Raw genomic sequence first — 22,365 nt, forward strand, 5'->3', positions numbered from 1 at the left:
GCATTGCAGCCAAGCCCCGCTAAATGGCTCGCAACTACCTGCTCAAACAGCCCATGCTCGGGGCAGATAATCTTGATCTTGCTTTTGTTGTTCGTGTACACCGCCTGCGAATAGTCGTATTTCGTGCCGTGAACGGCGCGGGCTTTTGCTATGAACTCGTTTAAGCTCAACTTAGCTGTGCCAGCACATTTCGCGCAGCCTATCCCTTTTATATGGTCGTTAGCTGTCTGCTCAAACACGCCATGCTCGGGGCAGATAATCTTGATTTTATGCCCGCTTCTAATGTAAATAACCTGCGAATAATCATAGCACGAACCGTGAACAGCCACGGCCCGCGCTACAAATTCCTCCTGTGTCATTTTCTTAGGCATCACACATCAACGTTTACTTGTTTCAAGATAAACAATCCCTTTGCAGGCAGCAGGGAAAGAATCGCTTCTACTTCCGCGTAGCATTCAGACTTCCCCGCGAAGGGCAGCAGGGGCGCGTAAGAAGCCAACCCCGCCGCGTGAATCTTCTGTTCCAAGTCAAATACCTTACCCGCACTCTGCGAACTATACCGGGCTATGGTGCGCCACTTGTAGGGCATTTTAAAGGGCGTGAAGCGGGCCGAAAGGCAGAACGTAATGCCGACCTTGTAAAAGGATTCCCCGTTGCCATAGCAGCGGATAACATACAGCACCGCCTTGCGCCCGTTTTGCTGGGTCAGCCACACTGCCCGGCGTCTCCCGCCCCGAACTCCCTCGGGGCGGGCTTGCATTTGCTTACTCACCTGCGCAACCCTCCTTTTCGATGCTGTCTGCTACTTCCCGAAAGGTTTTGTCCTGATTGAGGCGCAACGCTATGTCGATTTGCTTCTGTTTGGCTTCAAAAGCTACCTCCCCGCACCAGTACACTTCCTGCCGCTCCAACTCAATTACCCGCAGCATAGCCTGATTTGCCAAGCTATACGCTAAGTCCTTACCCTCTCCTTTTAAGCTAAGCGCAACAGCCGTAGTGCGGGTGGAGCGGAAGGCGACTTCTACGGCCTCTCCAAGCTCAAAAGCGCGTTTAATTTCAGTGAGGGCCTGCATCAGAGCGCGGGCTTGGTCAAGGTAGGCAATCACTTCGCGGAGTTCTTTTTCGGCGTCTTTCATTGGGCGGGGTTGGTTTGGCAGGTGGACAGATATAGGGCGCGGCGGCTCAGGTGGCGGGCGCGTAATTCATCAAGGGCGGCATCAAAAGCGGGCAGGTGGGCGAGGGCGGCGTCTACCAGCAGAGAGCCGATATGAAGGGCCACTTCCGGCAGTACCGCTACTTCCACGCCTTCGGGGTGTTGGGCCGTGCGGAGCGTCACGCCTACCAGCTTGCCGGACAGAATATCCGCCACGACTTGCGGGCGCAAAGGCTCCGCTAGGGAAGCCCCCGTAGGGGCTTCCTGTTTGTGCGAAATGAACATCGGGGCGGGGCTTAGAGGTTAGCTAAATCCCAGGAGGTGAGGCCCGTTTCGGCGGTGAAGGCATAACCGGCGGCGGCGGCACTCATGCCCCCGGCGTAGTCGCTGGTGCGGCCCCGCAGGATGCGCGTAGCGGCGGCAGCGGCAAGGGCCGTGCGCTCGGAAGCTACCCGGCGCACGTTGCGCAGCCACAGGGCCAGTTGGCCGAGGCTCTCGCACTGATAGGCGCTATCGTTGGCGCGGAGGCGTTCGGCATCGGTGAACACCGATTTAGCCATGTGGTACATAATGGCCTGCCGGGCTTGGAGCAAACGGAAGGCGTGGTAGATTTCGCTGCCGGGGGCAAGCGGGTTGGCGGGGGCAAGCATTGCTGTGCTTGCGAGGTTGGTTTGCAGTTGCATACCTTTGCGGTTATAGTGTGAAAAGAATCGGGCTTGCTGGCCCGGCTCTGAATCGGGGGCCATCCGTTGCTGCGGGTGGCCCTTTCTCTTTCAGAACATTGTAAAGGTACATAGTTTCATTGCGCAATCAAAGGAACAAGAAAAGATTTTAACAATTTATTTTCTTGCGCATCGAAACAACTAAAGTCGCTATATTTGTGCCTATGGAAAATCAACCAAAGAGAATAGGCCGCCCACCAAAAAGCCCAGCCCGACTAAAGAAGGGTCGCAACCTGTCCTTTACTGATGCCGAGTACCAACGTCTTGCAGAGTTGGCGGCCGAAGCAGATAGAGGCTTAAGCGAGTACATTGTGGAGGCACTTGGCTTGGATAAACCGAAGCCTGCCCCAACCTCCCTTTAAAAGCCTCTACGCGTCAGGATTTGCGGCTAGCAAGCTAGTAGGCGGGGCGTATGGTTTCCGGTCGGTTTGCTATCTTCCGGCTATGAAAAGAATCTATCTAGCGGTATTGACTGTAGCCCTTTGGGGGTGTCAGCCGAAAGCAGACGATCGCCCGCAAAAGGCGGTGGGCGCTGCGGTTGCGCGTGTTAAGGAGCTTTACCCAGCCGCTAGCGTCACTATGACACAGTATCGAGCCGTTACAATAGGCGACTCGGTAGCATTTCACAAAGGGCAGCCCAGCCCAGCAGACACTACCGTGCTGGAATACGTTGTGCATACCAAGTTTCAATTCAGCGACTCACTGAACCAGTTGCGCAACGATTCTTTGACCCTGGCTGTAAGCCCGGATTATCAAGTTTATCATACTGGCACTACCAAGGGAATCAGATACTTAAAGCTTAAGTGGTAAACTAATACTTTACATTATATTTGCTCAGGCCCTAATAACCTGAGTAATGGATGCAAAAATTGACCTTTCTAAATACATCGTTGGCGGAGAGGCTGTACAGGAAACAGCCAACGATGTAAACGAACTCGCAAGGGCCGTTTCGGCTTTTGCCAAAGGGCTGGAAGCGAACAGCAAGCGTATTCAAAATGAGTTCGCGGCTATCCGCGCGGCAGCAATAGAGGTGCGTGATAAGGGGAACGGGTTGAACCTCGTTAACGACGCCGATATAAAAGCCCTGCGAGAACTCTTCCCTGTTGTCGAGAAACTGAGGGAATCTAAGAGAAAACTTAAGGAGGCGGAAGCTGGGCAGGCGGGCCTGCTGAAAGAAACAGAAGCCGCCTCTAAACAGCTAACCAGCGCGCTACGCGAACAGCAGGCAGCCCTAAAGAAGTCGATTAATGATAACGATATTGAGGCGGCAAAGAAGTACGCCGCACAAATTCTAACAACCAAAAACCAAGCCCAGCTACTTACGCAGGCGCTTAAAGGAGCCAACACGGAGCTTACTGCGGCAAGTGGGAGCTACAACGCCCTTGTGCTTCAAACCAACAAGCTGCGGGCCGAACTGCGGGCGCTGGATACCGGATTTGACAGTAGCAGCGAACACGCCAACAAGCTAAAGAAGCAGATAGCCGACAATACGGAGCGTATTATTGAATTTGACAGGGCAACTAGCGCGTCGTTTCGCAACGTTGCTAGCAACGCCTCCCGCTTTTCTGAGGCGGGCGCGGGCGGTGAAGGTCTGGTTAAAAGCTTTGTCGCTGCCTACTTTGGTATTGAGGCCCTGGCAAATGGGATAGGGCAGGCTGTTGATGCGGCAGTAGGTTCTTTTGTGGAATTTGAAAAGGCGCAAAGCAGCTTGTCTGCCTTAACTGGCGCAAGTGGTGAAGACCTGAAATTCTACGCTGAACAGGCAAACCGCATCGGCCCGGCTATGGGTAAATCAGGAGCCGAAGTGCTAGCCGCGTTTGAGAAAATCGGGTCTGCACAGCCCGCCTTGTTGAAAAACAAAAATGCATTAGCCGCTGTAACAGAGCAGGCCCTGCTGCTGGCTGCCGCGTCAGGCGAAGATTTAGCGCCTGCTGCCGAAGCCTTAACCGGCGTAATGAATCAGTTCCTTGCCCCGGCTGCCGAGGCGGGCCGCTATGTCAATGCGTTGGCGGCGGGAGCGAAAGAAGGCGCCGCTACTATTCCGCAGGCGGCTGCCAGCATGAAGTATTTCGGCACGAATGCCGCTAGCGCCAACACCAGTATCGAACAATCGGTGGCGCTGATTCAGGTACTCGCAGAGCGCAGTATAAAAGGCGAGCAGGCGGGCGTAAACCTGCGCAACGTGTTTGCCAAGCTGGCGTCGGGGGCGCGAGACACCAACCCCGAAATAGTTGGGCTTGACAAGGCGCTGGATAATCTAGGCAAGAAGAACCTCAGTACAGCAGAGTACACTAAGCTGTTTGGGCTGGAAAACTCCAACGCTGCCAAAATTCTGGTAGATGGGCGCGACAAGGTAAAGTCACTCACCATTGCCCTAACCGGAACGCAGACAGCCAGCGAACAGGCAGCCCGCCAACTTGACAACACCGCCGTTGCTGGCAACCGCTTAGTAGCCACTGCGAAGGCTGCTAGCGTGGCCTTCATTGCCGGTGTGGCTCCGGCGGTGCGTAGTCTTTTCAACGGGCTGTCTGGGCTTATTGGCCGGATTTCAGGGGTTACCAAGTCCTTTGAGGAGAACCTAGAAGCTACCGGGCGCGTCATTGCGGCCAATCAAGCGCAGGGGCGCTCTGCGCAGGCCCTGCTTACACGCTATGAAGAGCTAACCGCCAACGGCCTCAAGCCCACCGCTGCCGAAAAGAAAGAACTGGATATTATCACGCTCAAACTGCGCGACTCGCTAGGGCAAAGCGTGGTGAGTATCGAGAAAGAAACCGGCGCGCTTGTATTGAATAAAGACGCCGTACGGGACGCAATCAAGCAAAGACTACTGCTGGCTAACCAGACAGCCGGAACGCTTGCCTTGCAGGCTAATACCCTCAAAGAACAGGCGGTGGCCGAGTCGGCGGCGGCTAAAGGTTTTCAGCGGGACATGAAGGTGCGACAGGATGAACTAGAGCAACTAAACCTGCGTGTAAGCGAGTTCTCCAAATTCGGGTCGCTAAGGCTTAAGTTTGATTTTGTTACCCCAAACGCCAACAATGCCGCCTTTTCCAAGGAGCAGCAGGCGGCGCAGTTAGCTTATGTTGATTCGTTCAACAAGCGCAACAGCGCAACAGCGCAGGCTACAGAGGCAACACAGCGCTACAACGCCACGCTAAAGCAGTTGGCTGACTTAGGTTTTAGTGCCGCCGATGTGCAGCGTCTTTTCGGTATTGAATCAGCTAAAGCCGCACAGTCTATCCTTCCCACCGATGAGGACACGGAGTCGCTGGATGAAAACACGGAAGCCCTGAACCGCAACGCCAAAGCCCTGGCCGAACGTCGGAAGGCGGAGCTGGAGCTTTCGCTTGCTCAGATGGAGCAGACCATTGCCCGCACGAAGCAGTTTCAGCAGGAGCAGGCTGCGCTGTTCTCCAAGGGCATCATTTCGCGTGAAACCTATGCAGAGGCTGTAGCTGGCACGGAGGACATCATCAACGATGCCCAGCGCCGGGCCCGTGACATCCGCATCGAAATATCCAAGCAGGAAACAGCGGCCCAACTGGCAGAGGTGAACCTGGAGCTGGCGCGCATCAAGAAGCGGCGCAAGGTCACGAATGAGGAAATCAACGATGCTGAGCAGGCCGCGGCCAATCGGCGGGTAGCTATTACCCTCTCAGAGAAAGCCAAGCAACTGAAAATTCTGGCGCAGTACGAGAAGGACGTAGTATCGGAGCCGATAGACCCGGTTGTGCCCACTATCGACACGCGTGCGTTTCTGAAGGGGCAGAAGTCCATTGACCAGATCAACGACGACGCCTTGAAACGCATGCGGGAGTATGGCGAAAAGGTGGGCGCGGAAAACGACCTGCGGGTGCAGCGGTTTCGAGAGTCAGAAGAGCGGAGGCGGGAAATTATTCAACAGTCCGTTGATCTGGCTATTCAGGCCGAACAGGCGCTGTTTGACTTCATAGCTCAGGGCAACCAGCAACGGATTGAAAACGAGGAGTACAACCGCGACCAGGCCGTCAGGGGTGCCGGTGACAACGCTGAGCTGCGCGCTTCTATCGAGGAGCAATATGATAAGCGCATCCGCGACCTGAAGCGCAAGGCAGCCCGCGACGAAAAAACGCAAGCGTTAATCTCCGTGGCCATTCAAACAGCGGTGGCGGTGGCCAAAACGATTTCGGAGTTGGGTATTCCCGCCGGTATTCCGTTTGCTGCCATCGCCCTGGCGAGCGGGGCAATCCAGGCCGCCGTGATTGCGTCTCAGCCTTTACCGCAGTATTTCAAAGGCAGGGAAAACGGCCCCGCTGAATGGGCGCAGGTAGCCGAGCGTGGTCCGGAGCTGATCGAGGGCCGTAGTGGTGGCATGAAGCTGGTGCAGAAGCCCTCTGTTGTGTTTCTGGCCGCCGGTGATAAGGTGCACACAGCGCCAAAAACGGCCGACATCCTACGGGCCGCTGACGCGCGGCAGTCGGCGCTGACCGCTTCGTCATTTAGCAGCAGCGCCCAGGCACTAGCCAACAACCGGCAATCGGAATTGACGCCAGAGCAGCTGGCTGAGCTGCTCCGCAAGGCAGGCGAGGCCGGGGTAGATAGGGTGGTGCAGGCTATCAAGAACCAGAAGACCTTCCACACCAACTACACCGACAACGGCATTGAGCGTGCCATTAAGCAGGCCGGCAGCCTCACACACTACGTGGATAGCATCCTGAACAGGTCTTAGCGGCTCAGGGCCTTGGTCCGCTGCTGCTGATATTCTTCCTCCGATAACACGCCCGTGTCGCGTAGCTGGCTGAGTTTTAATAGCTCATCCGCTACCGATGGGTTTTCTTTTGGGGCTGGTGGGGCCTGCTGCACAATCACAGGCGTGGGCGTGGATACCGACCATATGAGTGCTGCTATCCAGCCAATGATGGTCCACCCCAACAGCAGATTGAGCAGTGCAATGCTTCCGGATTGCCGGTGGTTCCTGCCAATGATGGCGGGCAGGAAGTAGATACCGAAGGCAATAGCTGCCCCAATGGTTTCTGTGATACCGAGCCCTTCCTCAGCATCTAAAAGGAGTACAGTGAACATACTACCACTCGTTGTAAAGGATGCCTTCAGCAGCTGTTACAAACAGGCCATTATTGGGCGTTTTATTGTCTATGCGTACTGTTTTGCGCAAGGTGCCATCGATGTACAAATCTGCTGTTAGGTAGCTGCCTGCAGGCACCACCTTGGGCGGCTTCACATTGAGAAAGCTCAGCCTTACCGACACATCATAGTCGGCCGGGATTTTGTTGGTAGACTTCGTGGCGCTTACCTCGGGCGTGGCGATGTTCTCCGAGAATTCAACCACCTGTTTATCGTCGGGGTTGTTTCCCAGGTGCGACGCGCTAGTAGCTGACACCGCCGCACCTAGCCCAGTGAGGCCGGCGCCAGAATACCGCACTTCCAGGATGCGCTCAGACTTCGGGGCTGTCTTCTCCTCGTCTTCATCGCCGCCACAGCCGGCGGCTGCTAAGGATAGGCACAGGAATAGGGTACGGATGTAGAATAGAGTTTTCATTCCGCCAATATAATAAACTGGCGGGAGTGCCCATGCGCTTTTACCCAGTATAGCCCCGGCATCGTCGGGGCACAAAAAAGCCCCGACGATGCCGGGGCTTTTGTCTTACAGGCTCATTCCTTTGCCTTCCAAGAATCGTTTTAGAATTACAAGCGCCTCTTCGGATTGCGCTATTTCTTCCATTTCGAATGCCTTCATGGCTTTTTCATCCAGAAAGCCTTCATATCGAGCAGTGCAACTCATGTCGTACAGCTCAATATAAGCATTGTAGGCGTTTTTACTTACGGGGATATGGGTATCTGGCTTGAATCGTGGCGAATAGTGAATGGTAGATCTGGTTGCGCTATGGCTCGAGAAACCTGCTTTAGGGCATCTTTCTCTTGTCAACCAAGCACTAAGCCAATGTAGCCCAGTGTAGAACATCACTATTACGACCCAATCAGGGAATCCATCTCTCCCTTGGTCTTTCAATACAGCAACTAACTTTTGGTTATGGTTTGCTTTATTGAGGTAAGAATTAACGCCATCCTGACTCATTAAGCTATTGCAATTTCAGTTGATGCAATAACCGAAGAGCCTAATGAACTCGGGATCAAATGGAAAACCAATGGAGCCAGTGTCTCAAAGCCGCTCTCCTTGTAGTCAAGGCGGAACTCACGGAAAGGAGCTCGGTTATCCAAGGTGTAGTCATGGAAAGCAATAGTGTATTCCAATACACCGCTGTCAGCGAAGTTGCCGACCTGCCAGAAACCTGCAACTGAATGTTCAGCAGCAATGCTTTTGACATGAGTTACTACAATAGCATGGAGCAACTCAGCAGCTCTTGCGCTGAGGTGTTCTTGCGACTCCATGAAGTATTGCAACGGAGAGGTAATCAACAAGTCTGCCTTTTGAGCAAGCTGTGTTGCAATACCATACTCACTTAAGAAGTTAGCCGCGCCTGCGAACTCACTGCTAACGCGCGTTAGCAAATCATGCACACGCTCGTCATTGCCAGTTTCGTTGTGTTTGGCGGCGTGGGAGGTCATCATAGTTACAGTCTAGGAGGTTCTAATTGGGTGGGACTCCTACTACAGGCCCACAAAAGTAGGCCATTATACGGCCATTTCAAGGGACGAACACCGCATAGCAAGAAATAATTTAAAATATTTCTTGTGCGACAACATATTTCGGTGTATGCCCAATACTATATAAACGCGCGCGTTTATATAGTACATGCGCGAGTATCATATGGCTTGCTTACTCCCTTTCGCCCGCTCGAAGTAGTCCAGGTGGTGCACAAAATCATACAAACTCAACGCCTTCGGGTTCTGCACATGGTAGTGAGTTTTCAATTCCAGGCAGGCATCTTCAAAACCCCGCGCCAGCAGCCGTTCGGCGTTATGCTCTGCATCGGGCCGGTAGATGGCTGGCAGCATCATCTGCAGCAGCACGTCGTTGATTTCGGCCAGCGGCCCGGCGTACGTACCCTCCTGCTCTTCCAGTAAATCCAGACACTCCAGCACCAGGCGCTGCCGCAGCTGCTCATCTATGGCCGACTGAACAGATGGGAAGCGGGCGGGAAACTCCCGGCTCAGTTCACGCTGAAGTTTTTTTTTACAGCGTCGAGCGTCTCTTCCAACTGCTGCTGCGTGAGCCCGGTAGCCAGCACGTCGGCGCCCGTAATAACCGGCTTGCCTTCCAATGTGCTATCGGCGGGCTGGGCAATACTGATCACGACGGTGGCCAGGGCCTCGGCCTTGGTGCTTTCCCCGCTTTCCAGGTTGTTGAGGCACAGCATCAGGTTGTTCCACTCCTCGGTGGCGGCATCGTACTTTTTCGCACCCTGAAACATGCCGATGCGCCGCAGGTGGCTGTTGGCGTCGCGCATGTCAGAACCCAGCCCGGCCTCGCGGCTGCAGGCCTGGGAGAAGCGCAGGTAATTGCCGGCCGACACGTCGCGGATGGTGTCGGTAACAGTGAGCACGTAGCCCGTGGGCGTTTCGAGTTGCAGCATTTAGCGGGAAGTAAAGTGTTCACAGAGAAAAGCCACGAGCAGAGGCACACACACGGCCCAGCCGCCGGCCGGGGTACACAGGGCCGCCAGCGCGGCAACGGGCAGGCCGGGTACCCAAAAGCAGGTACAGAAGGCGCAGTCCCCGCTGGCTTTGGCCGGCAGCCATACAGGCCGGTACACGAGCCACCACTCCCAGGCAGCGCCTACGGTACTGTGTAGCAGGTTGCCGGGCCGCGCGGCGCGCACCAGCGAAGCCAGGAGCAAGGAAGCCAGCAGGGAAACAGCGAGGGCGTGTATCATGGGCGTAAGTCAGGCGGGCAGGCCGTGGGGCCCACTTGCACGGTGAACGGGCCGGTGCAGTCGATCAGCCCGGGCGTGTGGGCAATGAAAACAATGCGAGCCGCGGCATAGGGGTACATCAGCAGCTGGTGCTGGGCTACTTCCCACCCGTAGCGCCGGAATACCTCCTCGGGCCGGCGCTCTACGGTCAATACCTCCGCATCCGGCAGGGTGTCGGTGAGTACCCGCATGGCGTCGGCCATCAGCTCGTCGGAGTAGTCATAGCCCCGGTTGTCAATCCTGGGCAGGTTCGCCCACAACACCATGGCCAGCGGGTGCGACCATTTGCCGGCGATGCCTTCGGCCCCTTCGTCCCAGTCGAAGGAATCGGGGCCGTTGCGCTCAAAGAAGCTCAGCGTGGCCTGCTTCTCGTCGGGGCGCAGATCTGCATGCTTTCCGCTACCATCCTGCAGGTAGAGCTGCGGGAAGCGCTCCGCCTTCTTATTTACCACGCGCTGCCCGGTCTGCACCAGGCCGTAGGCGTTCGAGAGCCAGGGCAGACCGGCGGCGAAGGCATCGAGCAGCGTATGCACCGGCCGCTGCGCGAGGCGCGGGCTGGCAATGGGCAGAGGGGCGGGTTGGCAGGTCATAGCGTTAGTTGATGCCTATGTGTTGAAATCGGGCCTTGCGGCGGTTGTCGCGCCATGCTTTCGCTACCTGCGTGAAGGGTGCCAGCAGCTTCATTTCCTTGCCGCACCAGTACACCAAGCACTTAGGCCCCTCCGGCGTGACGTCTTCGGGGAGCGTATTGGGGTCCGGCCAAGCCTGCACCTGCGAAACATCCGCCCACTCCAGTAGGGTATTGGCGCAATGCAGATTGTTTATTCCGTCTTTTTCGAGGATCCAGAACTCTACTACCCGAAAAGAGCCGTCGCCGTAGTCCTTGAAATAATCTGCCTGCTGCTCTCCTGCCATCAGTCCAAATACCGCCCGATAAAGGCGTCTAGTTCAGGCTGTAAGATACTGCGCACGAAATCATCCAAATCAGCCTCATTGATGCCCAACAACTCGCCGTACTTCTGTAAAAAGGCGTACTTTTCGTCGGTGGCAACAATCAAATATTGAAGCTCTGCCGTGTCCTGGAGCTCCAATGAATCCAGAAACTCACCCGTCAGCTTCAGGTCGACGTAGGCGGTGTTTTTGAACTTGCCGTATTTGGCCTTGAATTTGGCGTAGGCTGGGCTGTAGCCCCCCGGTTGGATAACTTGCCCGTCCGGCAGTTTGCCTGCCTCCAGGTAGCCCCGATTGATGTCGAGCAGCAGCGCGCCCCCGTCGCGCACCAGGCGGCCCAGCTCCTCCCGAACGGCGGCTGGCAATCGCTCTATGCGCGTGGCGAGGGCTTCCAGCTGATCAAGCATGACTACCCGTTTAAAGAGGCAACACTCACCCGGTCGCGCTTGGCTTCCTGGCATTTGCTGTCCAGCCCGCTCAACCCCAGATCGACATTCTTCACCATGGACGGATAGTAAACATCTGGCGTGCTGAGGTCTTTGCCTCCCCACAGGCGCGCCTCGTACTGCGTGAGCAGCGCGTAGGCATCAGCCTGGATATCGGCCCGCTGCGAGTGCTGGGTGATGGTCGTTGAGCCCAGCACCACGGACAGCATGCGGATGCCCAGGGCCAGCTGCACACAGGGCGCCAGCCGCTCCTGGTTTTCTTCTGATGTGAGGGCGGTCAGAAGGTCGCAGTAGCTGAGCAGCTCCAGGTTCAGGCCGAAGCTCTGGCTTTCGAGCCGCACGGCCGACGTATCGAACAGCAGCCGGTCAGCATCGAGGCTTTCCGCCGGCACCGAAATAGCGCGGGGCCAGGCGTAGTCTTTCCAGCTTTCGTAGGGGTCGCCCGGGCAGCCGCAGGGGCCGGCGGTGAAGTCCTTGTACAGTGCCCGCACATCCAGCAGATCGTCTTCGTAGTAGCCGATGTAGAGCGTAACGTCCGGCTCTGCGGCAGCGGACACATCATACGGGCCCGTGGGCGCGCCCTCGCCCTGGGCGGTAAGTTCTACCCACTTCACAAAGTTGGCCCGGTCTCCGGAGTCGGATTGCACCTGAAACAGCAGCATCGCGTCCGGTTGATCGGAGCGGTAGACATAGATGGGCAGGGGTTGGGTCAGCAGCGCGTCCAGCTGCAGGCCGATGCGCGGCACCTGGGTGGCCACACCCACCCGGTTGCGCAGATTTAGCTGGAAGCCGACGAAGCGGCCCAGCGGGTTTACAGCGTTGGCGCGGTTGGCCAGCCCAGAAAACAGAGGTGTAGTCGGCAGCAGGGTTTTGGCCGACAGCTTGCGCTCGTTGGCAAATTCTGCTACAAACGTCTTGAGGGTGTCGTCGGTAATGCGTTGCAGAAAAGCCGGCAGGGTTTCCTTCTCCGGCTTGAGCTCCTGCAGCAGCGGCAGTGTCACCAGCTCGTTTAGGTCATTCAGATACAGCCCCGAACGACTCTCCGTCAGGGCGGGCGTCAATGCCTCCACACAAGAATCGCCGGCCGACTCGCGCCAGCCGACGATTCCTTGTAGTGCAAGCGCAAGAGCGTTCAGGCGCAGCATAGGGGTGTGATTATACTTGGTCCAGTACCTCGTACTTGTACACGCCGGTGTCACCATTGGACGAGTAGGCCTCGGTGAAGGCAAACTCGGCCGACAGCACGAACGATTCCACGTAGTCAGCCTCGCCACCGGCTACGGTAGCCGAAGAGTCAGCGCAGCCGCGCTTCACTTTCAGCTCCCAGGTAATGCCCATTACGGGGTCGGTGAAGGTCGTCCACACGTCGGTGCCGATGTCCTTGCCGTCGCGGTGCAGCTGGTTGGTCCAGGGGAACACGCCGATGGTGCCAGGGGTGAACAGGTAGGCCGTGGAATCCACGCCGGTACCATCATTCACGAAGCGGGAGAAGTACGGGCGGAAGTCATCCACCTGGAAGCCCAGGTTTTCACCGTTGGCAGCACCCTGACGCAGAACGTAGCTCCAGGCGTCTGCCAGGTTGGGCGAGGCGACGATATCGGCCAGGCCGGAGAAGTCGTTGCCCATCATCTCCGTGGTCAGGCGGCCAAAGAGGCGGTTGTAGTCCGCGAAGGGCACGCGCTTGGCGCCGGCCACCGTGGTAGAATACCGGGTGCCGTTGTTGATGGTCGCCTTGATGGTCTCCAGGTGAGCAGCCGACAAGGTTTCCAGGCGGGTGTAGCCCGAGCGCAGGCGCTCAGCCAACTGGAAGTTAAACTGCTTCTGGTAGTCCATCTGGTTCGTAGCCGAGGCCAGGTATGACACGGCAAATTCCTCCACAATCGTGTTGAACGACAGGGATTTCATGGCAGTCGTACCGGTGCCCTGGCCGGCGCATTTGCGGGTAGTGCCCGAGCCGGCGGCGCCCTTCACCAGAACCGGAATCTTGGTGGGCTGGCCGGTGTACTTGCGCAGGTCGGTGATGTCCAGGCCCGGAATGAGCAGCGGCGCGTTGTCAACGTGGGCCTTGAAGGCGCCAAAGTTGGGCATGCGCAGCTCGTTGCGAGTTACACCAGCGGTTTGAGCGTTTTCGATAGCCGCACGGGCTTCGAGCAAAGTGGTGGCGTCAAAGGCCATAGTGGTAGGTTACTTGAGGTCGGGACGTGCCTTCTTGAATGCCGCGTACACCTTGCCTCCTTTGTCGGAGCCAGACGGAATGCCCTGTTTGTTCAGGTCTTCCGCAAACTCCTTGAGGCTGGTGTACTTGGTGAAATCGAAGGTGGCCGCGTCGTCTTCCTTGTTGAAATCATTGCCGGAGCCTTGGAACCCGCTTCCGGTCGTAACGGACTGTTTTTTCAAACTCACCACCGTAGGGGCGAACTCTGCCACGAGGACAGCTGCGGTCATGGGCGCGGCGGTTTTGGAGTCGCGCTTCACTTCCTTGGTTACTTTGTCGGTAAACTGCTCCTTGCCCTCTACCACGTCGATGTCGTATTTCTGCGACAGCCGGTACTTCACGAACTCGCGCTGCGAGTCCAGTAGTTCGGGCGTGGTGTTGATGGGCAAGGTGTTGATAGCGGCATCCAGGCGGGCGTTGATCTGCGTCTGCTTGGCTTCTGTGGCGTACCTCACCTGCACCTGTTGCAGCTCGGTGTCCTTCTGCGTCAGCAGTTGGTCTTTGGCGGCAATATCAGCGCGCAGGCGGGTAAGCTCGGCGTTTTCGTCGCCGCCGCTTTTGCCGAATTTCTCTTTGAAAGCGCGCTCTGTGTAGTCATCCGTGCGCTCCCCTTCGTTTTTAGGGATGCCGGTGGCCTTGAGTACGCGCGAATCAATGGCGCCGTAGGTGTTGCCGGTAGCGGTGCGCGTGGCTTCAGCGGCGGCAATCTGCCGTTCGTTGGTTAGCCTGGCGGTAAGCTGTTCAGCAGAAAATGTTTCTACGAGGCCGAGCTTTTCGGCGAAGGGATTCACTCCATCGGCCGGTGTTTCGGTCGAACGGAACTGTTCTAAAACTTCCGGCAGGCCGAGCTTTTCGGCCAGATCAGAAACGATTTTTTCGTTGAGCATGATTAGGGCATTGTTGCCAGTGAGGTGCCAATTACTTCCGTCTGTTCATCAGGGCGGACAAAAGGATTGCGGGGGCTCAGCCAGATAGGCGGCGTGGACTGCCCGTAGACTCCCATATAGAGCTTGCCGCCGTTGGCGTTCAGCACAGCCATTTCCTCAGGTGTGAACGCCCAGCAGCTTACGACCTGCTGATTATCAACAAAGCAGGGCAACGACACGCACTCATCGTCACTCATGCTGTCCGGCTTTTTGAGCAGCCAGTTTTGCTCGGGGAATTCTACGGGCGTGGCCATAGCTATGCGGGCTTATTCTTGTTTGACTTGGCCGGCGCTTCAGCAACCGGAGCTTCAGCGGGCGCTTCAGCTACTGCCGGGGTCTTTGCCGTGGGCGTCGTACCGCCATCGGCTTCTACTTTTTTCCACACGGAGCCGGGGTAGCTCAGCAGCGTAGCAGCGTGCTTGGGGTCGAACTGGTGCGACTTTTTCGTGTCGCTGGCCTGGAGCGTGACTTTGTTTGTCATCTTACTTAGCGGCCTTGCCTTTGTGGAGTACCTCCGCCTGGAAACCGGCCTGCTTGCTGATGCTGGTGCGGTACTGGTGGGAGTCGAAGGCTTTCACCACCGGCTCAGCCAGCACCTCCCCGCCCAAGCGGACAATGCGAACGTGCGTCAGGTGCTCTTCGTCTTTGGCTGGCTTGTAAGCTGGGTAGGGCTTGGCGGATGCGGCGGGCTTGGTGGCCTCGGCTAGTTGACCGCGGAGTTTGGCCAGCTCGTCTTCCAGCTCCTGCTCCCGGGCCGTCAGATGGGGGCGCTTATCGCCTTGCTCCTGCAGGGCGTCGATGTTGGATTGCTCCTGCTCCCGGGCGTCGATGGAAGCTTCCAGGGGCGCGATATCAGGCGGCGACTGGGGCGGCTGCTGCGACTGGGGCGAGGAAGGTGAAGGTTGCTTGCTCATTGCTTTTTTCAGTTAGGTAAGAGGTTATTTTTTGCTGCCGGGCTTCTTCTTGCCGCCGGGCTTCTTGGGCATTGGCATGCCTTTGGGCATTTTCTTCATGGTTACATCGCCATTTCAGGCGCTTTAGCAGGTTTAGTGGCGGGGCTCATACCCATTAGCTCATCCGTCGTGTACCACTTGTGCACGGACCCGTCAGGCAGCTTCACAGCGTAGGTATCACCTTGCACCTGCGCAATGGTCAGATTCAGCCCTTCGTGGGCGGGCATGTGCGCCATCCCCGGCTTGACCATCACGGCATCTCCTACGGTAAAGGCTGGCGCCGTCGCCGGGACAGCAGCGGCGGGGGCGTTAAGAGGGGGCATGAGGGTAAAGACGGGGCTGCGCTGGGCGATATCCGTCAGATACAGGGAGAATTGTTCGCGGATGCGGCGCAGCTTCTCGGACGGGGCCAGCAGGCTGCCGAACTCCAGAATAGAGCCGTTTTCTTCCTCGAAGCGAACGACCAAGTCGTTCAGGTAGCGCTTGAGGGCCAGATCGTAGGCCGTGGCCACCCCGTCGGCGCGGGCCTGCTCCACGGTGCAGGTGGGGAATGGGGTAAGCTCCAGCTTCAGCAGGTTTCGCTGCAGCTCCATCGGGTCATTGGCGTACTTGGTGTAGATGATGTCCTCCAGGTAGCTGTAGAGAATCGATTCATCCAGCCCGGCCTTCTTGGCTGCGGCAAAGTCAGCCTCCAACTGTGCGGCGCCCAGCAGCGTCCACCGGCGGCCGGCGTTGCAGGAGGAGCGCAGGAACTGTTCGCGGTAGCGGTACACGGCAAACGTGTTCAGCACGAACTTCTGGCACTCTATCCAGTTGTCGGCCACCAGCGAGAGGCGCGCCTCCATTGGGCCCAGGTCGATGGTTTTCCCGAGGGCTGTTTCCTGCCGGGACTGCATGGCCAGAATCCCCTCCTTACCCAGTACCGCCTTCTCAATCTTGGCTTCGTTCTTTACCAGTTCATCGCCGATGTACTTGAGGCTTTTCAGGTCGGGTATCACGTACCCAGCCGGGGGCGTGATAGGCTCGTCGCCCTTTTCAGGAACTTCCAGGATATACCCCTCATCCCGGCCGTAGGGAATGTAGCGGCCCATGCCTTTGCAGCGCGGGCACTTTTGTTTGCCAATACCCGGGTAATGCAGCCAACCCGCGTCACAGGTGGCGCGGTAGCCCTCAACCGGCGGCGGGGTATGGTCACACTTGACGCCGTAGCTCCAGGGCTTCGGATTCGCAAACCGGGCTTTGCCTAGTTCGTGGTTGCAAAAGTCCCGCAGGTACACGTTGGCCAGCGGCAGCGACTTCGCCAGGAAGCTGGAGCGCAAAACGGGCCGGCGCTCGTCCGGCTGAATCGCGGTGACCGGATAGGCCGGCACGTAGCCCAGCTCGTGCTGGGTGTCTTCCGCCGTTAGCCGGATATACTCCCCCTGCTGATGCCGTACCCGGTAGCAGCTGCTGTCATCCCACACCCAGAAGTCTTTGGTGTCGGCGGTCGTTTGCTGCCAGAGGATCAAGTACTCGACCCGGTTGCCGTTTACTTCGATGTCGTGAATGTCCGACGAGGCAACGTAGCGGTAAAAGGGCCGGGGCCTATCCTGCAGCAGCTCCTCCGCATTCGCATCGGTCATCACCGGCAGATCAACCAGGAACACGCCCTGGAAGCCAACCTGCGCCTGTTTAAACCAGGTGGGGTTGAAGGATTGAAAGAAGGTCTGCCCGGTGCGCCGATTGTCCTTCAGGTACGCATCAAAGTCCTCTTGCAGCGTCGGGTCGCTGAACTCAAAATAGTAGTTCGTGCCCGGGGCGGCAATGGCCTTGCTGATAACGTTGGTCAGGCTATCGTAAATTGGCATAGTGCCGCCCTCCCCAACCTTCTCCAGCACCAGCTGCGCTTGTTCGCTGGTGAGCTCGATACGCTGCTCCCGCAGAAACGCCAGCACCTGGGCAGAGTCCCCTTCCAGATGTAGTCTATGCCGTGCCTCCAAAGCCCGGCCCTTCAGCAGTTCTTGCTGATGGACCGGCTTTTCACAGAGCGCTAGTATCTGAGGGGGCTGTAGTAGCACAGGGACTGCGGCTTGAGAAAGTGACTAGACTTCGGGCTCTTCAGCCGGGGCGTTTACCAGCGTCTTCAGGAAGGGCAGCGGGGCGGGGCTGATGGCTGGCTCGTCAATGCCTTCGTGGGTGAGCGTGAACGGGTAGTTGGTGGGGGTTGCCTGCCCCAGGCCGCCGCGCTCCAGGGCGCCGAAGATCAAGCTGGCGTCTTCGATGGGCCCCTGCAGGTAGCCTTTGTTGTCGAGCTGCCACACGCGCAGGGTTTTGCCGGTGGCGCTGCGCCTGTTGATGGTATTCACCTGCACCGTGGTAGCGGGGGTTGGGTACTGCGCGCGGCCGGTGGTAGTGCGGGTGCGGCCGGTGGTCACCGTGGCGCCATAGGGCACATCGTTACCGCTGAGCGTCTGGTCGGCCGCGGCAGGTACCACACCAGCGGCAATGTTGTCGAGCGTGTACACCCGATCAACACCAGCGGCAGTCATAGCAGCTTGCGCGGCTGACTGGGTGGCCAGGGACGGAACGTCGCCATCCGAGTCCTGGTAGAACAGTTTAACAATCTGCTGCCCCAGAGCCGGCAATGGGTTGCCCTGAGCGTCGCAGTTTTGGGAGTTGTTTTCGACTCCGATTAAGGGCAGGTCGCATTCGTTGGCCATGACCGTCTGGGGGTTTAGAGTTACACTTCAAGAAGTGAAGAACTTAGAGACGGTAAAGTAAAGTATTAGTTTACATACTTGCAAGTATTTTACAGCAAGCCACGGCGTTGAGGCCTCACAAGTTCCAGCAGCTCCCGCTGATACAGGGGGTCGGCATAGTCAGGGGAGCGCCCAAGGGCTTCCTTTTCTTTGTCCTTGGACACGGCGCGCATTTTGCGGTCTTCCTCCTCCATGCGCTTCCACTGCCCTAATTCCTCGCTGAGCAGCTCCCAGACAGTGGGCCCCGGGTCTTCAATGTAGACTTGCGCCTTAACCATCCGTTCGGCCATGCGGAACTTGCACTGCGACTTGAGGTTATCATAGTTCTCGGGCAGCTGTTTACCAGTATTCCGGTCGCGCTCCGATGTTGGATCAGGTAGCGGGCGGCTGTTGTTGACAAAGCCAATGGAGCCAGGTATCTGGTCGCGCACACCTCCGCCAATACCATCATCATCGATTACCGTGCGGGACGGCGGGCACTGCCGGGCCTGCATTACCTCCCGCACTGCTTTGGCCACCACCGTGGTGTCAGCACCGACAAGCACCCGCTCCAGCTTGGCGCGAAAGCCACGCCAGGACCAGATAACAGACTTGTCTGAGCCAAAGCGCGCAACGTCGACGGTGATAGCGGGCAGTCCGTCCGGTACATGGGTGTTGCGGGGCAGGTCGGCTATATGCTCGAAGGGGACCAGCACGGTGGGGTCGTCGTCATACTCCCAGTTGCCCAGCAGCAGGCGCTCCCGCTTTATCTTGTCTTTGATGCCTTCCAGGGCCTCGATAGCTCCACTCTCCCGCTTGAGGTTGTCGGTTACCAGTGACTGCAGAAACCGAAGCCCCCGAAGTAGCTTCCCCGTTTTGAAGGGCTTATAGAACTCGGTGTAGAGCCAGTTCTTTTTCGGGTTGCAGGTAATGAGAATTTTGCCCAGCAGTCCGTACTTATCGTTGAGTTGCCGGCCTACGCGAGATTTCAGGGTGTCATACGCCTCAAAGGCTACCTCGCCGCCTTCCTCAATCCACCCACCGGTATATTCTACCGAGCCATAGCGTTCATATAGCGGGTCAGAGGGCAGGTACTTCAACTCCAACAAGTCAATGCGGCTGCCATTGGCAAACTGCAGATAGTGGTCCTGTCCGTTGTATTTGTAGGCCTCCCGGGCAATACCCAGGCTGCGCCGCACCTTGCCCAGCGTCAGGAAGGTCGACTCGCGCAGGCGCTTCAACTCTTCCCGGCCGATAAACCAGCGGGTTTCCGGGTAGGCAAGTGCGCAGAGCATCAACCACTCGCCGCCCAGCCAGGACTTGCCGCCGTTCGCTCCGCCACCGAAGGCCAGCGCCTTGGTGTCTGAGTCCATCAGTATCTGCAGCGCCTCCTGCTGCTTGGGATTCAGGCTTAGCAGGTCGTAAAACCCCGCCTTGAAGGCCGCGACCAGCGCGTTAGTCCTGCTTAGGCTGGGTGGCATTGAGTATTTCGGCTAGGGCCTCCTTGCTTAATTTCGAGTAGTCTACCTCGGTCGTATCCTTTACCTCCACGCGGTCCACAAAACGGCCGTCAATTTTGAGTAGATCCCGGTTGGCTGCCAGGGCATCATACATTTCTACTGACACCCCGTCTTTGGTGAGCTTGTAGGACTTGATGCGGCCCTCTTCTTTCGCCCGGGCAATAGCCACCAAGTCCAGGTCGGCCACTTCTACTGCTATCGGTTTGCCGGCAACCAGGCGTATGAGGTCCTTACCATGGTGCAGCATCTCCAACTCGTACTCCAGCAGCTGCTCTTTGGCTTTTTGTAGGCGCTTGCCTATTGCAGTCAGCCCCCCCTCCGAGTCGAATAGCCGAATATTCTCGCGGCCGGCGAACTCCTCAATAAACTCAATCTCTTCGCGCTGCTTGGCCGCCAGCACACTCACATACATTTCAACCTGCTCATAGCCCTGCACTTGCCGAACGACCAAGAAGTCATTCAGGCGAGTCGTGGCCATGTCGCTGACATTCTTCAGGGCTTCATCGCCTGATATAGCCAGCTCCCGCATCCGCTGATCGATTGCCTTGCGGATATAGGGTTTTATATAGTTCTCGTAGCCCATTTGGGCCGCATACTGTGGTTCGTACCCAGCCCGGCGGGCGGCCGCGGCCTTATTGCAATCTTTCGGGTACTCTTCAATGAACCGGCGTTGCTTGTCCGTTAGCTCTACGGCTTCCGGCGACTCTTCTTGACTTCCAGACATGGCTGAAAACGTGTTAGATACTATCTGCAAAGTAAACTAATACTTTACATAAATCCTTCCAACACACTGGCAAAGAAAAAACCCCGCCGTTACGGGCAGGGCTTGGTGTGGTAAGGCATATGGCAAAATGTAATATCATTGCTCCCCGCAAAACATACGCCTGCGCCATGGATCAAGCTACTCCTTCCTCTGGCGCAAGCCAACAAACCGACTACCAGCGCCGGTTTGCCGAAGGGCGGGCTGAGGCCTCGTTCACGCTGCAGGCGGTGGCCGACGTGGTAGGTATCAGCAAGGCGGCGGTATCACAGTTTGAGAAGGGCAAGAGCTCACTGAGCCTGGACAAGTTCCTGAAGGCATGCGAGGCCCTGAACCTGCGGACCGAGTGGGTGCTACACGGCAAGGGTAAGATGTTTGACGGGGAGCGGCCGGCGCCACAGCGGGTACAGGGAAGGCCGGCGCGCCGCTTGTAGGCGCTGGCGACTGATACTAAAGTTCAGGGCCAGTGAGGGTGCTTATATGGGTTTTGTCTGCCCCGAGCGTTTGGGTATATTGTACGCCTTACCCTCCCCCCTATGCCACAGTTCCCCGCCCTTCCGTCTGATTATATGTCTGCCCGGGGGCATAAGCACCCACTACGGCTGGGTGGCTGGGCTTACCCGGCTTGGTGGAGTAGAGACTGCTGGCCCAGCCCAGTCAAAGAGTACTACCTGTGGAAGATTGAAGAGCTGCAGCCTGGGGCGTACGAGATAGTGGCGCAGGGCAGTGGAGTGCGGCTGAAGCTGACGGCAGACCTGGCATTTGATCTTTGCCCGCTGGAAATTGAGCTATCCGACCGGCTCCGGATGGAGGACTACCCGGAGCATTTGGAGCGGTTCAGGGCCCAGGGTATCGGGGTATACTTTCGTAACGGTTTCCGCGAGGGCTCCGTCATGCTGGAGGTAAGGAAGCCCCGCGTTGTGTATGAAGGCTACCTGCCGAAGCTCTGGGTGCTACAGGGCCAGAAGGACGCCCAGTTAATGGGCCGCTGGCTGGATCAGGCTCTTTGGTGCATCACCCACCCTCGCAAGTCTGATGCCCTCCGCTGGGTGACCAGGGTATCAGAGCACCGGCCCTTTGGCGAGTGGCCCAACTTGGCGCCTGCCAAGCATCTGGATACTGTCAGCAAACTAGCTATGCCGATTTACCGGAAGTTCATGCAAACCCTGAAGGACAACCCACCAACCGAGGAGGAAATGAGGGAGGCTCAGCGGAATGCAATGTGGGCAGCCTACCATAACATAGAGAAGGAGCAGGAGCAGCTGAAGCAGGAAGCGACCGATGAGCAGGGCCTCAAGGAGATGCTTATTGGCTTCGGTATTCGGCCGGCCGGCACATAACGACTTCAACTCCGTAGAATTTACGGAGTTGAAGCTGGGGCGGCTAACTAGCCATTTTTAACCTATCTGGACCGCTTCCCTTTCGTTTGACCGGCTGACGTTCCCTGAACAATGCGCCGGTATCTACTCCAGAGAGGGCCGCGTACACTTCGGGCGTCGGCGCGAGCTGCGGGTGTTGTTCGGCCCACTGCCGCAGTAGTCGCATGGCACGACATAACCGGTCCCGAAACAAGGTTTCCGAAATCCCGAGGTAGGCAGCTGCCGGCGCGCGCGGCAGGCCGTAGTACTGCGCCAGAATAACGCACTCCCGAAGCCTGCCCGGCAGGGCGAGTACCGCCTTAGTAGCGGCGCCGAGGACGGTAGCGGCCTGCTCTTCGCCCAGGTGCAGCTCTATCTCATCGGGTTCGGCCACTACTGAAGCCGGCAGGTGCAAGAAAGGGTCTTCGGCGGCCGTGGGCTCCCCTGGTATCTTTTTTCCGCGAAACAGGGCGGCATGCTGGTTGTGCAGGATACGGGCGGCCCAGCCCAGGATAGGCCCCTCACTCCCATCTTCGCGGGGCCCTGGGTCAAAGTGCCGCTTCCGGAGGCCGGTGAGGATGCCGAGTATAGTATCCTGCACCAGGTCGTGCCGCCGGTCGGGGCACGTCATGCGGAGCCTGCTTTTAGCGTTGCGGTCCAGGTAGCGCGTCAGGTGGTAGAAGACCGGGGCGAGGTGGCGCTCATCATCCGTTTGGTAAAACAAGCGCACCTGCCCGAGAAGTAGCTGGGTGAGGGCCTGATATTCATTCATT

The 22,365-nt window shown here is 57.6% G+C and carries 29 protein-coding genes; 3 read left to right on the forward strand and 26 right to left on the reverse strand.

Going from position 1 to position 22,365, the window contains the following annotated elements; all coding sequences use genetic code 11:
* The 5 genes from I5L79_RS21585 to I5L79_RS21605 form a co-directional block, all read right to left on the reverse strand.
* Nucleotides 1–359: hypothetical protein (locus tag I5L79_RS21585; protein WP_231403263.1), on the reverse strand; the 359-nt coding region annotated here is incomplete at its 3' end.
* Between the two features lie 11 nt (nucleotides 360–370).
* Nucleotides 371–715 carry a hypothetical protein gene (locus I5L79_RS21590; protein ID WP_196957168.1) on the reverse strand — a complete coding sequence of 115 codons (345 nt, stop codon included), beginning with the start codon at nucleotides 713–715 and terminating at the stop codon, nucleotides 371–373.
* A 49-nt stretch (nucleotides 716–764) separates the two neighbouring features.
* A complete protein-coding gene (locus I5L79_RS21595) occupies nucleotides 765–1,136 on the reverse strand; it encodes a hypothetical protein (protein WP_196957169.1) in 372 nt (123 codons plus the stop codon).
* Nucleotides 1,133–1,438, reverse strand: coding sequence for a hypothetical protein (locus I5L79_RS21600; RefSeq protein WP_196957170.1), 306 nt, complete (start codon nucleotides 1,436–1,438; stop codon nucleotides 1,133–1,135). Before I5L79_RS21600 ends, I5L79_RS21595 begins: the two co-directional genes overlap by 4 nt.
* A gap of 11 nt (nucleotides 1,439–1,449) precedes the next feature.
* Nucleotides 1,450–1,836 (reverse strand): hypothetical protein, encoded by a 387-nt coding sequence (locus tag I5L79_RS21605; RefSeq protein ID WP_196957171.1) that lies wholly within the window; start codon nucleotides 1,834–1,836, stop codon nucleotides 1,450–1,452.
* Between the two features lie 895 nt (nucleotides 1,837–2,731).
* On the opposite strand from I5L79_RS21605, the gene I5L79_RS21610 reads away from it, so the two are divergent.
* Nucleotides 2,732–6,583, forward strand: coding sequence for a phage tail tape measure protein (locus I5L79_RS21610; protein WP_196957172.1), 3,852 nt, complete (start codon nucleotides 2,732–2,734; stop codon nucleotides 6,581–6,583).
* Here the strand turns inward: I5L79_RS21610 and I5L79_RS21615 are convergent.
* The 20 genes from I5L79_RS21615 to I5L79_RS21710 form a co-directional block, all read right to left on the reverse strand.
* The gene (locus tag I5L79_RS21615; protein ID WP_196957173.1) at nucleotides 6,580–6,936 is read right to left on the reverse strand and encodes a superinfection immunity protein; all 357 of its coding nucleotides are present in this window, start codon (nucleotides 6,934–6,936) and stop codon (nucleotides 6,580–6,582) included. The two genes, I5L79_RS21610 and I5L79_RS21615, sit on opposite strands and share 4 nt — an antisense overlap.
* 1 nt (nucleotide 6,937) lies before the next feature.
* A complete protein-coding gene (locus I5L79_RS21620) occupies nucleotides 6,938–7,411 on the reverse strand; it encodes a hypothetical protein (protein WP_196957174.1) in 474 nt (157 codons plus the stop codon).
* Nucleotides 7,412–7,516: 105 nt separating this feature from the next.
* The gene (locus tag I5L79_RS21625) at nucleotides 7,517–7,948 is read right to left on the reverse strand and encodes a hypothetical protein (protein ID WP_196957175.1); all 432 of its coding nucleotides are present in this window, start codon (nucleotides 7,946–7,948) and stop codon (nucleotides 7,517–7,519) included.
* Nucleotides 7,948–8,442: a hypothetical protein gene (locus I5L79_RS21630; RefSeq protein ID WP_196957176.1), complete on the reverse strand. Its 495-nt coding sequence runs from the start codon at nucleotides 8,440–8,442 to the stop codon at nucleotides 7,948–7,950. Before I5L79_RS21630 ends, I5L79_RS21625 begins: the two co-directional genes overlap by 1 nt.
* Before the next feature lie 195 nt (nucleotides 8,443–8,637).
* Nucleotides 8,638–8,916, reverse strand: coding sequence for a hypothetical protein (locus I5L79_RS21635; RefSeq protein ID WP_196957177.1), 279 nt, complete (start codon nucleotides 8,914–8,916; stop codon nucleotides 8,638–8,640).
* Between the two features lie 68 nt (nucleotides 8,917–8,984).
* Complete coding sequence (locus I5L79_RS21640) at nucleotides 8,985–9,407, reverse strand: hypothetical protein (protein ID WP_196957178.1); 423 nt, start codon at nucleotides 9,405–9,407, stop codon at nucleotides 8,985–8,987.
* Nucleotides 9,408–9,707: a hypothetical protein gene (locus I5L79_RS21645; protein ID WP_196957179.1), complete on the reverse strand. Its 300-nt coding sequence runs from the start codon at nucleotides 9,705–9,707 to the stop codon at nucleotides 9,408–9,410.
* Nucleotides 9,704–10,336 carry a hypothetical protein gene (locus I5L79_RS21650; RefSeq protein ID WP_196957180.1) on the reverse strand — a complete coding sequence of 211 codons (633 nt, stop codon included), beginning with the start codon at nucleotides 10,334–10,336 and terminating at the stop codon, nucleotides 9,704–9,706. The genes I5L79_RS21645 and I5L79_RS21650 overlap by 4 nt, the downstream gene beginning before the upstream one ends.
* A gap of 4 nt (nucleotides 10,337–10,340) precedes the next feature.
* On the reverse strand, nucleotides 10,341–10,661 hold the full coding sequence (locus I5L79_RS23895; RefSeq protein WP_231403264.1) for a hypothetical protein: 321 nt from the start codon (nucleotides 10,659–10,661) through the stop codon (nucleotides 10,341–10,343).
* Nucleotides 10,661–11,104, reverse strand: coding sequence for a hypothetical protein (locus I5L79_RS21660; RefSeq protein ID WP_196957181.1), 444 nt, complete (start codon nucleotides 11,102–11,104; stop codon nucleotides 10,661–10,663). Before I5L79_RS21660 ends, I5L79_RS23895 begins: the two co-directional genes overlap by 1 nt.
* A 2-nt stretch (nucleotides 11,105–11,106) precedes the next feature.
* Nucleotides 11,107–12,288 (reverse strand): hypothetical protein, encoded by a 1,182-nt coding sequence (locus I5L79_RS21665; RefSeq protein ID WP_196957182.1) that lies wholly within the window; start codon nucleotides 12,286–12,288, stop codon nucleotides 11,107–11,109.
* 10 nt (nucleotides 12,289–12,298) lie between these two features.
* Nucleotides 12,299–13,318 (reverse strand): hypothetical protein, encoded by a 1,020-nt coding sequence (locus I5L79_RS21670; RefSeq protein ID WP_196957183.1) that lies wholly within the window; start codon nucleotides 13,316–13,318, stop codon nucleotides 12,299–12,301.
* 9 nt (nucleotides 13,319–13,327) lie between these two features.
* Nucleotides 13,328–14,245, reverse strand: a complete 918-nt coding sequence (locus I5L79_RS21675; RefSeq protein ID WP_196957184.1) for a hypothetical protein — start codon at nucleotides 14,243–14,245, stop codon at nucleotides 13,328–13,330.
* 2 nt (nucleotides 14,246–14,247) lie between these two features.
* Nucleotides 14,248–14,538 carry a hypothetical protein gene (locus I5L79_RS21680; RefSeq protein ID WP_196957185.1) on the reverse strand — a complete coding sequence of 97 codons (291 nt, stop codon included), beginning with the start codon at nucleotides 14,536–14,538 and terminating at the stop codon, nucleotides 14,248–14,250.
* A 2-nt stretch (nucleotides 14,539–14,540) separates the two neighbouring features.
* On the reverse strand, nucleotides 14,541–14,765 hold the full coding sequence (locus tag I5L79_RS21685; RefSeq protein ID WP_196957186.1) for a hypothetical protein: 225 nt from the start codon (nucleotides 14,763–14,765) through the stop codon (nucleotides 14,541–14,543).
* A 1-nt stretch (nucleotide 14,766) separates the two neighbouring features.
* Nucleotides 14,767–15,198, reverse strand: a complete 432-nt coding sequence (locus I5L79_RS21690) for a hypothetical protein (RefSeq protein ID WP_196957187.1) — start codon at nucleotides 15,196–15,198, stop codon at nucleotides 14,767–14,769.
* Between the two features lie 101 nt (nucleotides 15,199–15,299).
* Nucleotides 15,300–17,171, reverse strand: a complete 1,872-nt coding sequence (locus I5L79_RS21695; RefSeq protein ID WP_196957188.1) for a hypothetical protein — start codon at nucleotides 17,169–17,171, stop codon at nucleotides 15,300–15,302.
* Between the two features lie 147 nt (nucleotides 17,172–17,318).
* Entirely contained in the window at nucleotides 17,319–17,936 is a 618-nt protein-coding gene (locus I5L79_RS21700; protein ID WP_196957189.1) for a hypothetical protein, read from the reverse strand.
* 89 nt (nucleotides 17,937–18,025) lie between these two features.
* Nucleotides 18,026–19,435, reverse strand: coding sequence for a hypothetical protein (locus I5L79_RS21705; protein WP_196957190.1), 1,410 nt, complete (start codon nucleotides 19,433–19,435; stop codon nucleotides 18,026–18,028).
* Nucleotides 19,410–20,198 (reverse strand): terminase small subunit, encoded by a 789-nt coding sequence (locus I5L79_RS21710; RefSeq protein WP_196957191.1) that lies wholly within the window; start codon nucleotides 20,196–20,198, stop codon nucleotides 19,410–19,412. The genes I5L79_RS21705 and I5L79_RS21710 overlap by 26 nt, the downstream gene beginning before the upstream one ends.
* A gap of 167 nt (nucleotides 20,199–20,365) precedes the next feature.
* Here I5L79_RS21710 and I5L79_RS21715 point away from each other — a divergent pair, with 167 nt between their 5' ends.
* Together I5L79_RS21715 and I5L79_RS21720 are read left to right on the forward strand one after the other, a co-directional pair.
* Entirely contained in the window at nucleotides 20,366–20,668 is a 303-nt protein-coding gene (locus tag I5L79_RS21715) for a helix-turn-helix domain-containing protein (RefSeq protein ID WP_196957192.1), read from the forward strand.
* A gap of 102 nt (nucleotides 20,669–20,770) precedes the next feature.
* On the forward strand, nucleotides 20,771–21,574 hold the full coding sequence (locus I5L79_RS21720) for a hypothetical protein (RefSeq protein WP_196957193.1): 804 nt from the start codon (nucleotides 20,771–20,773) through the stop codon (nucleotides 21,572–21,574).
* A 43-nt stretch (nucleotides 21,575–21,617) separates the two neighbouring features.
* Here I5L79_RS21720 and I5L79_RS21725 read toward each other — a convergent pair whose 3' ends face one another.
* Complete coding sequence (locus I5L79_RS21725) at nucleotides 21,618–22,364, reverse strand: RNA polymerase sigma factor (protein WP_196957194.1); 747 nt, start codon at nucleotides 22,362–22,364, stop codon at nucleotides 21,618–21,620.
* Between the last annotated feature and the right edge of the window lies 1 nt (nucleotide 22,365).

It is taken from the genome of Hymenobacter guriensis, assembly GCF_015773195.1.
GTDB lineage: Bacteria > Bacteroidota > Bacteroidia > Cytophagales > Hymenobacteraceae > Hymenobacter > Hymenobacter guriensis.